We start from the raw sequence: 10,623 nt of genomic DNA on the forward strand, positions 1-10,623 counted from the left end.
TTGCCAAGCTGATCCCCTAGGATTTGGTTTATTCAAGGACCGCGCCAAACGTCGCGCATGTCAGCTCTGAGCAGGCGCATCAAAAAATCACGAATGATCGCGCAACCAAATGCGCGTTTCGCCGTTTCCCAAGGTTATTGCGCGCACAATGCCGAAGACGGTCTCGATGAAAATTCTAAGGCCACCCTATCGTACCGCGCCTTCGCCGATCAGCGCGAAGGGCCCCCACATCGCAGGATAGGCGTTGCGCGGTGACGAGGTGTCGTCAACATAGGTTAACATCGCGCGGCGCAAGGCTTCGGCACGCCCGATTTTTGGTTCGTTTTTGAGCAGCTCAAAAGTCGATGTGGTCAAGCGGGTGGCAGCTTCCGAATCCACGGCCCAATGCGAGACCAGCAGCGCGCGCGCACCGGCGTAGAAGAACGAGCGCGCCAGTCCCGACAGGGCCTCGGCGCCGGGCTTGTCGCCTGCGATGGTGTTGCAAGCCGACAGCACAACCCAATCCGCATTGAGCTTGAGCTGGGCGACTTCACTCGCAGTGAGCAGACCGTCGTCGAGCTCCGTCGGCTGATCAGGAATCGAGAGCGCGAGCGAGGGCTCGCCCAGTCCCTTGATGTCGCCGGCAACGAGGCCGTGGGTGGCAAAGTAGATGATGCCGTATTGAGCAAGCGCTGCACGCTTGAGTGTCGTCTCGCTGGCGTCGCGGCCGAGATGAATATCGGCCTCGGCAGCCCCGACATCCCTGGCCACCGCGTTTAACTCATCGGCGGTGTCGGGCAGTTGCGGCAGCGCCTGCGCAAGCCGCGCGCGATCGACGCCGGCACCGCGCCAGAAATCGCTATAGGCAATGGTCGCGATGCTGCGCGCGGCGACCTTGCCGTTCGCGGCGCGCCCTTCCAGTGCGGGATTGAACACGGGATCGCCGAAGCCGGTCATCGGCTTCACGCTTTGATCCCGACGCGCGAAGGCGCGCAGCGATTTCAGGCTGACCACCGACGGCAGCACCAAGACGGCCTGACGCCGCAGCAGCCAGGCGGCACCTCGATAGCCTTCGAGCGTGTCGGGGATCGCAGCCTGCGGCTTCTCGGTGACGAGCAGATGAAACGGCAATGCGGTCCGCGCAGCCGACGGCACCACCAGCAGGCTACGCCTACCGTTTGGGTTGGCTGGATGAATACGATCAGGGTCGAACAGCGCTCCGCCTTCAGGACACTGCTTTAGACAATTTCGATTTATCGTTCTTCGAAGACGATGAAATCCTGCGTTTGATGCCGCCGCAGCAAGTTGTCGCGCTGGGTGTCAAGTTGCGCTCTGAGACTTTGGTTGACATCCCGATGCGCGTAGCGACTATTGCAGAGGACGCCGACCTCAACGATGATCCCGAATCGCATTTCGAGAACTATTCCCGTGGCCTCGATATACTGGAGATTTGGAGGGGCTGGACGCGTCGACGCGGGGGCTAATCGATGAAGCGCGGCAGGCTATGGTGCGCGCGATCGCAGAGATCACCGAGCGAAAAGAAGCGGAAGACAAGCCCGATCACTCAGCCCAATGGAGCTATATGTCTCCGGTCGCCCGTGAAAAAGAAGCAAAACCTGCACCGGTCCTAGCGCCCGGGAGGCGATCCATTTTTTATGACGTTGACCGTTAGGCCCGCGGCAGTCCAATTGAGCTATAAGGGGGAGGGGAATATCACATCGTATCGCTTCGTCCACGCCGCGGACGTCCATCTCGATTCTCCGCTTCGTTCGCTTGCCCTGCGCAATCCCGATCTTGCCAACCTAATCGGGAACGCCACGCGTCGGGCCTTTGTGCGGATCGTCGATTTGTGCCTGGGAGAACGCGTCGACGCGCTGGTCCTGGCGGGCGATCTTTACGATGGCGATCAGACGTCGATGAAGACGGCCCGTTTCCTGGCCGAGCAGCTGCGGCGGCTACATCAGGCCGGGATTCGTGTCTTCATTATTCGCGGCAATCATGACGCGCTTTCACGAATAACGAAGGAATTAACTTTTCCGGAATCGGGTGAAGGTCTTCGGCGGACGCGCTGAAGCCGTGGCGGTCGATCGAGATGCGGGCCATTTCGCAGTCGCCATCCATGGTCTAAGTTTTGCGCAGCCACACGCGCCTGAAAGCTTGCTGGCAAAGTACAAGCCGGCGGTCGCCGGAGCCGTCAATATCGGCATTTTGCATACGAGCCTTGCCGGCGCCTCCGGCCACGATCCTTATGCGCCTTGTAGTCATGCTGACTTGCACGCCACTGGCTTCCAATATTGGGCGCTGGGCCACGTGCACAAACGATCGATCCTGAAAGGAGCCTGCGCGATCGTCATGCCGGGCATGCCGCAAGGGCGAGACATCAATGAGTCGGGTGCAAAATCGGTGAGTCTCGTCACCATTCTGGACGATCGATCCATCCACATCGAGGAGCGTGTCACCAGTATCGCACAATTTGAGCGCGTCTCGGTCGACGCCACCGGCCTCGATGACTGGGGGGATCTTGTAGCTGCTGTGACGCGTTCGCTCGAGCAGACGCGTGATGCCGTCGCCTCTGAACATCTCGTCGTCCGGCTGCGCGTGACCGGCGCCACCCCGTTGTCTTGGCGTATTCGACGCGACCTCGATCTCCTGAAGACCGAGGCGGACGATCGTGGATCGCTGATCGGCGCGTGCTGGATCGAAAAGCTCGAAGTGGCCACCCATTCCGCGACCGAGACGACCGAGTTCGCTGCCGATCCGCTCGTGGAACTGCGGCGCCTCATTGAGGAGGACGTGCTTCGGTCCGAGGGCTTTCGTGCAGAACTCGTCGCAATCGCCAACGAGCTGAGATCCCAGCTCCCGCGGGAATGCCGTGACACCCTGGGCGCCGACGAGGCGGCCTTCAAGGCTGGCCTTGCGCTTCTGGCGAAAGAAGGCACTGAAGATGTGCTTGCGCGGCTCCGTTCATCCGAAAAGAGTGCCTAGCTCATGCGCCTCAAACGCCTCGATCTCACTCGCTTCGGGAACTTCACAGGTCAGAGCATTGATTTCGGTGAAAAGGCAAAGGACTCACCCGACCTGCACATCGTCTACGGTCCCAACGAGGCGGGAAAATCAACGGCTCTCGCGGCTTTTCTCGATCTGCTGTTCGGAATGGGCACGCAGAATCCATTCGGCTTCCTGCATCCCTATCCAACCATGAGGGTGGGCGGCGTCCTCGAGTTCGCCGCCGAAGCCCGGGAGCTCGTCCGCATCAAGCGGCCGCAGAACAGCCTGCTTGATTCCGACGATCGACCGATTGCCGAAAGCGTCATCCTTAGCGAACTGGGCGGCATCGATCGTGAGTCATATCGCACCATGTTTTCGCTCGATGACGACACCCTGGAGAAAGGGGGCGAGAGCATTCTCGCCAGCAAGGGCGACCTTGGAGAGCTGCTGTTTTCGGCCAGCGCGGGCCTTTCCGATCTCAGCCGCAAGTTGCTCGACCTCAGCGCAGAGGCTGATGGCTTTTATAAACATCGCTCGCGGAGCGGGATTCTCGCCGATCTCAAAACGCGTCTCGCCGAATTGAAGGCCGAACGCGAGCGGTTCGATACGCTGGCATCCGACTACGCGCGGCTCATCGACGTTCGCGACCGGGCTTCGTCACATTATGACGACGCGATTGGTGAACGCACGCGCATCCAGGCGCGACTCGATGAAATTCAGCGTCATCTTGCCGCTTTGCCGCGTCTCGCCGCGCTCCAAGCGGTCCGCGAACGCCTCCAGCGGCTCGCAGAGCTGCCCGTTCCGCCTGCATCCTGGAGCGGGGACCTGCCGACGCTGCAGAAGCAGGAGATCGAGCTCGGTGTGCAAACGCAAGCGATTTCCGACGAGGTGGAGAGACTCGGCGCTGAAGTGGAGTCGATCGTCATTGACGAGCCGGCATTGCAGCTGGTCAGCAGAATGGAGCGGCTGGCCGACCTGCGAGCCCGTCATATGACAGCTGAGAAGGATATCCCGGACCGCCGGCTGCAACTGCAAGCCGCAGATCTGGCCGTCTCCGGCATCTTGACCAGGATGGAGCGGGACGGGGAAACGGACCCCCGACGGCTCTTGCTCGGCGCTTCGACGATCGGTCGCCTGCGCGAATTGGTCGAATCCCGTTCCGGCGTTGACAATGCCATCCGGACTGCCACGACGGAGCTTGCTGATGCCCGTCGCCGTCTGACGGAGGCCGACAAAGCGCTACGCGAAGCCGGACAGGATGCGGAACCGGACCAAGGCTGGCACAATGCTATCGCCCGATTGACGGCCGCCGTCGCCGCTTCGCGCAACGCCGACCATGTTGCCCGGCGCCATCTGGCGGAGAGGGCTCGGGAAGCGGCAATCACTGCTCTGACCGATCACCTCCGTACGTTAAATCCTTGGCAGGGCCAGACCGAGGATCTCCTGGCGATGCGATGCCCAACTGGGGACACGATCCGAGGATGGAAGACAGCGCTTGATGATGCAGAGCAGGACGTCTGGCGCCATGTTGGCGATGTCGAGCGGCTGACGAGCGAGACACGCCGGCTCGAGGCGGAGCGTGATGCCATCGGCGGCATGACGGGGATTATCTTCGACCAAGAGGCGGCCGCCATCCGGATGGAGCGCGAGCAGGCGTGGTCAGCGCACCGGCACGATCTTGATGCCGCATCAGCCGATGCGTTCGAGCGCGCGTTGCGGCGCGACGACATAATCACATCCAACCGCCAGGTGCACATGTCAGATTTGGCGAAGCTGCATCAGATCGCTCACTCACTCTCGATTGCCACAGCGGAGTTGAGGCGGACCCTTGAACTCAAAGGCGCCGCTGCCGCGGCCGTGCAGTCAATCCGTGATGAGATCGCTGCTGCCGTTCGCGAAATGGCGACGTCATTTGGCGACAACGTCGCGCTGACAGACCTCGAAGGGTGGCTGGCGTGGCGCGAGAAGGTACTGGACATACGAGAAGCCGTTCTCACGGCTGAACGCGACCTACGCGAGGCGAAGGCCGATGAGCAGGAGGCTCATGACCGGCTGAAAACCGCGCTCGATGCTGTCGGCCTCTCCCATGGGCCTGAGTCTGGATTCGAAGATCTACTCGGGGCCGCTCAGGAGATTCTGGACCGCGACGGCGCAATCCGTGCATTGCGCGCTGCGCTAGGCGAACGAAAGCGTGAGCTGCTGCATCGCGAACACGCCGCAGAGCAGTCGAGCGCAGACGAGCAGATATGGTCTAAGTTCTGGGCGACGGCGTGCAAGGCATGCTGGCTCGGCGATCCGGCGGAAATACCGACGCTTGCAACCGTGCGCGAGATCCTGTCAGCCGCAGCCGAGCTTGGCCCGGCTCTCGAAAAGAAGGCGGGCTTGGTCGATCGCATCGCAAAGATGGAGAAGGACCAGACCGCGTTTGGCGATGAAGTCGCGGCCATCTGCGGCGAGATGTCGATTCCGGCTGCCTCACGCACAGTGCTGGATCTGGCCCGGCATATCGGTGACCGTGTTCGCGATGCGGCCGCGGATCACGCACGTCGCGCCAAGGCGATGGATAATCTCGAAGACGCGCGGAAGAGGGAACGGTCGCTTGCCGAGACGCTGGCGGTTCACAAAGAGCAGAAAAGCAGGATGACATCGTTCTTTGGAGTTTCCTCCCTGGCCGAGGTCGCCGGAAAACTTCTAGACGTTGCCAAGCGAAGTGAGCTGCAGGGGCATGTCGAGGATGCGGAGGCTGAAATCCGCGAAGCACTACGCATGTCCGATGTCACTGAAGCCGAACGCTTTCTCGTTACTGCCGATCGATCGGGGCTGGAGGCCGAGTTGATTGAGCTGAAAGCCCGTTTCGACGACCAGGACAAGCGCTGTCACGAGCTATTCGCAACGCGAAGCCAGGCGATTGATCAAGTCGAGGCGATCGGAGGGGATTCGAAGGTCGCGGAAATCGAGGAACGTCGCCGCACGACGCTCCTTGAAATCCAGGACGGCGCAGGACGCTACCTGCAATTCCGTGCGGGAATGATCGCCATGGAGCAGGCGTTGCGCACCTATCGTGAGCACCATCGCAGCTCGATGATGACGCGCGCCTCTGCGGCATTCCGAACAGTGAGTCGCGGCAACTACAGTGGACTCGCGGCCCAGCCCGCCAAGGACGGCGAGACCTTGATCGCCTTGTCGTCGGCCGGCGGCTCGAAATCCGCCCACGAATTGTCGAAAGGCACGCGCTTTCAGCTCTATTTGGCCCTGCGCATGGCTGGCTACCACGAATTCGTTCAAGCACGCAGTCCGGTGCCGTTCGTTGCTGACGACATTATGGAGACGTTTGACGATTTTCGCGCCGAAGAAGCATTCAGGCTATTCGCCGACATGGCAGAGGCAGGCCAGGTCATCTACCTGACGCACCACAACCACCTGTGCGACATTGCGAAGAAAGTCTGTCCCGGCACGCGAATCCACAAGATCGGAACGGATCAACACATATAACGATAACAAGGCTGGGGGACGAGGATGGCCGCGGTTGGATTGCTGGAATGGGCGGACAAGCAGCATGAATGGATCAGGGATGCCCTGAGACGACACGCTGGACAGCCCGGCTTCATGCTTGATCAGGAAGATAGGAGCGCCGTGGCCGCTCGGGTCCGCCACGCAGGCGGATTTGTGTCGGATACAGCGCCGACGTGCTCGCCGCTTGCGGCGGAGCATTTGAAGACAAGCAACTCGAACGGGCCCCGCGCGGTGCTCTGCTCGCTGGGTCCTGTCAAGCACCTGAACCGGCTCGCGGAAGAACAGCAACTGCGCTTCGCCACCGACGGTGTTACCGTCATCTATGGCGATAACGGAAGCGGCAAAAGCGGCTATTGCCGTATAGCCAAGAAACTATGCCGTAGCCTGACAGCGGACGACCTTCTCGGCAACGTATTTGAGATCGGCGTCAAACCGCCGGCCGAAGTGCTTGTGCGGTTTCTCGAAGACGGCGCCACGGAGCCCACTCCCGTCACCTGGAAGGATGGAGCACAACCGCCTGCGCCAATCGCCCGGATCTCCGTTTTCGACTCCGCCAATGCGCGCCTCTACGTCGACAAGCAAAATCGGATCGGTTTTCTGCCGGCAGCCATCGCACTTCTCGAACGCCATGGCCTCATTCGCGGTGAGCTGGAGGCAGAATTTCGGGAAGAAATCAAAGCGATTGAGAAGAAACTGAAAACACCGCTGCCCGGCGGATACACGACTGCCGGCGCAGTCGCAAAGCTTTTCGCTCGCCTCGAAATAAAGTCTAAGGAAGCATTGCCTTCCACCAATGAAATCAGGAAGCTGGCGGCGGACTCAGAGCAGGATACGGCAGAGCTTGCCAGCCTCGAGCAGGCTCTGGCAAGCGACCCTTCAACGATGGCGGCAAAACGCCGACGCGCCAAGGCAGCTTTACAAAAATTCCTGACAGCGTCGGGACAGATCGATGAGGCGCTCTCCGTTGCCGCCGTTGACGCCTATCGCGATCTATATGCGACCGCCGATTCGACCGCCCAGGCTACGAAGCTCGCCGCGTCGGGCGCCTTCGCGACTATGCCGCTCGCCGGAGTCGGCCTTTCTCCCTGGCGGCTCATGTTCGACCATGCGCGCGCCTACGCAGCGACTATCATCGAATCCGATCACCAACATTTGCCTGACCAGGAAGGCGATCGTTGTATGCTCTGCCAGGAGCCAATGACAGCCGGCGCTGCAGCTCGTGTGCGAGCATTCAACGATTTCGTTACAGGTGCTGCAAACAAGGCGGCGCTCGCTGCGTCCGTTGCTCATGGCGAAGCCCTCCGTCAGATCAAGGATCTTGCCATCCCGACCAGCGATGCAGTCGACGCCGCGCTAGGCGAATTTGGCGATCTAGCGGCCAAGCGCAGGGAGATGGTACCACTCATTGCGGCTTATTTCGCGGCTGCCGGCAAGAGGCGGGATGCGATTGTCGGTGTTGCCGCGATGGCCGACTTTGCCGCGCTCCATTCGCTTACCGCCTCTATCGCGACGAATATTCAGACGGAGGTGGAAACACTGGAGGCTGAAGCGCTGGCAGATGACAAGGCCGCGGCCAACGATGGCAATCGCGCTGTGGATCGGGCGCGACGCGACGCGCTCAAGGATCGCAAGAAACTGTCTGACGATCTCGCCGTGGTTCTAGCGCGTCTGACGGATTTGGAAGAGCGCCGCAAGCTTCTCACATGCTGCGATGTCGTCGAGACTGGTTCAGTCTCCCGGCAGATGACATCGCTGCGACGCAGCCTCGTCATGGAGAATCTCGAGAAACGCATCGTCGCCGAGATTGAGGCCTTGGCGCTGACGCACATCCCGTTTGCCGTCAATGATCGAAGCCAAGATGGGCAAAGCTATTTCGAGGTTGGGCTCAACGCGGCCAAAGCCACCCCGAACAGTAAGGTTCTGAGCGAAGGTGAGCAGCGCGCGCTTGCACTAGCCTGTTTTCTGGCAGAGGTCGGCGGAGACACATCGCGCCAAGGTATGATCATCGACGATCCGGTATCGTCTCTCGATCACGTTCGCATCAGGCGGGTGGCCGCGAGACTTGTGAAAGAAGCGGCCGCGGGACGCCAAGTCATCATCTTCACGCATAATCTTCTGTTCTTCAATGAGGTGGTTGACGCTGCCGCGCAGGCCACTCCAGCGGTCCCTCTGGTCCGAAACTACATCAATAAGTCGGAATCTGCTGGCTTTGGTTTGATCAGCGAAACCGATGAACCATGGATTGCTCAGTCCGTGACGAAACGCATTGAAACGCTCAAGGTGCGGCTGAAGGGCTTTGATGGCGTCGCGGATTTCACGACAGACACATGGCGGCGGCTTGCAAAAGACTTCTACACCGATCTCAGGGAAACTTGGGAGCGATTCGTTGAGGAGGTCCTGTTAGGAAAGGTCGTTGAACGATTCAACTGCGAGGTCAAAACACAGAGCTTGCGCATGGTCGTTGTCGAAGATGACGATCATAAGCAAGTCTACTGGGCGATGAAGCGCGTCTCAGAACGCTCAGGACACGACATGGCGGCCGGCAAGGCGATCCCCATTCCGACACCAGCCGAGATGAAAAGTGATCTCGATGCAATTGACCAATACCGTGTTGACGCCAACAAGCGGAAAAAGGATGCTGAAAAGCGCCGTGCTGAGTTAGAGAAACCTCCCAAGGCGACTTTATTGTAGGTCGAATTTTCCTCTCGAATCCGCGTTAACAGATGCCAATCGGAGATCGGAAGGATGCTTCCAGGTCCGACCTCACAACATCCAATCTATTCCCGCGGTGATGAAGCGAAGATTGACGCGGCAGAATCGACTTACCTTGAGACGTAGCCCGGCCCACGCTGCCGCAGACTCGCTTGCTCCCGCAGCTGGGACAGAGACTCGTAACTTGGTCGCCGCCAGGCTGTGTCGCCGTTGGACTGCTTCACTGGTAGATCGAGATTGTACTCGTGGAGCCAGCAGAGCGCCTGTCGCGCGCTGCCCAGTTCCTCGACCTTGTCGAACACCAGCTTGATCGCTTCCTGGACACGCCGATCCGGATCTTTCTCGTAACGGTCGCCGGCCTTCACGAAGCCGACGGGCGCCGCCACAACCAACTCGCCCCGGCGCGCCTTCTCGTAGCGGGCCGAGAGCGAGAGTTGCCTCGGTAAGGTTGGTGCGGTTTGCGCCCGCGAGGTCTCGCGCTTCGCCCGCAACAGCCGAGATTGGCAGCAACTCATCGAGATGTGCCGCGTGGTCGATACCGTTCTGGTCGATCAGGAGACCATCTATGCGCCGAGGCACGGCAACGACCGCCTGCTGTCGGGCTCAAGGGCAGCCTCAACGAGTACGAACTGGAGTTGTTGCGCCAACTCGCCATCGCACCGGTCTCGAAGCCGATACGCTCGGCATGAGACGCATGTTTGTTAAGCAGGTCAGTCAACACACCAGGATTAGACTTGGCTTTCCCTTCGAAGATTACTTGACCAGACTCGTTGACAACGCACACAGCGGTTTCTCTCTGTGAGACCTCCAGCCCGACGTACTGCTTCATGGGAGCTCCTTCGAATCATTTGATTGCGAGGGCTCAACGAAAATGGAGGTTGTCTGCCACGAGCGCCGACCGCAATTACGTCATCGTTTGCAAATTTGGCTCTGACTCATATGTGGAACGGCCCGGGCTGCAAGATCTTTTTCTGGTAGAATAGGGGATGACGGTGCGTCATATGTTCGGCCTGTGAATGCGGCGCCTGACCGCTGGCCACGATGATATCCGCGGAAGCAATCGCCCAATCAATTTCTCGCGCTCGAAGCGCAGTGAGTCAGGGGATCTGATTGCTACCGGGAATGACGTCATTCGAGGTTCATCCAGATTTGTACCTTGCCTCCTCGGCAGCTTTCTTCTTCCGCCGGAAAGCTCTTGAGATTAGGATTTCAGCATTGCGGCCGGCGCATGATAGATGCCTCCTCTGACCAGCAAGGCCCAGATCGTGCGCGCAATCTTATTAGCGAGCGCGACCGATACGACCTTGACCGGCGGTCTTTGCAGCATGGTCCGAATCCAGAGCGGGACTCTCACGCCTCGTTTAGCAAGCTTGATGATAGAGGTCGCACCAACGATCAAGAGCGTCCGTAGTTGCCGATTTCCACGCTTTG

At 59.9% G+C, this 10,623-nt stretch carries 4 protein-coding genes and 4 pseudogenes; 4 read left to right on the forward strand and 4 right to left on the reverse strand.

The window, feature by feature from the left end; all coding sequences use genetic code 11:
- Positions 1–186: 186 nt before the first annotated feature.
- Positions 187–1,152 (reverse strand): annotated as a pseudogene (locus AC0L30_RS38480) (CHAT domain-containing protein); the annotation flags it as partial.
- Between AC0L30_RS38480 and AC0L30_RS38485 the strand changes: the two are divergent.
- From AC0L30_RS38485 to AC0L30_RS38500, 4 genes and pseudogenes are all read left to right on the forward strand, one after another.
- Positions 1,110–1,463, forward strand: a complete 354-nt coding sequence (locus tag AC0L30_RS38485) for a hypothetical protein (RefSeq protein ID WP_473406451.1) — start codon at positions 1,110–1,112, stop codon at positions 1,461–1,463. The pseudogene AC0L30_RS38480 and the gene AC0L30_RS38485 sit on opposite strands and share 43 nt — an antisense overlap.
- A 228-nt stretch (positions 1,464–1,691) precedes the next feature.
- Positions 1,692–2,964, forward strand: a pseudogene (locus AC0L30_RS38490) (metallophosphoesterase family protein).
- Positions 2,965–2,967: 3 nt separating this feature from the next.
- Entirely contained in the window at positions 2,968–6,459 is a 3,492-nt protein-coding gene (locus tag AC0L30_RS38495) for an ATP-binding protein (protein WP_473406452.1), read from the forward strand.
- A 24-nt stretch (positions 6,460–6,483) separates the two neighbouring features.
- Entirely contained in the window at positions 6,484–9,171 is a 2,688-nt protein-coding gene (locus AC0L30_RS38500) for an AAA family ATPase (RefSeq protein ID WP_473406453.1), read from the forward strand.
- 131 nt (positions 9,172–9,302) lie between these two features.
- On the opposite strand, the gene AC0L30_RS38505 is transcribed toward AC0L30_RS38500, so the two are convergent.
- From AC0L30_RS38505 to AC0L30_RS38515, 3 genes and pseudogenes are all read right to left on the reverse strand, one after another.
- The gene (locus AC0L30_RS38505) at positions 9,303–9,578 is read right to left on the reverse strand and encodes a hypothetical protein (protein ID WP_473406454.1); all 276 of its coding nucleotides are present in this window, start codon (positions 9,576–9,578) and stop codon (positions 9,303–9,305) included.
- Between the two features lie 257 nt (positions 9,579–9,835).
- Positions 9,836–10,021, reverse strand: a pseudogene (locus tag AC0L30_RS38510) (IS110 family RNA-guided transposase); the annotation flags it as partial.
- Between the two features lie 372 nt (positions 10,022–10,393).
- Positions 10,394–10,623: pseudogene (locus tag AC0L30_RS38515) on the reverse strand (IS110 family transposase); the annotation flags it as partial.

Source organism: Bradyrhizobium sp. MI1.11 (assembly GCF_055811255.1).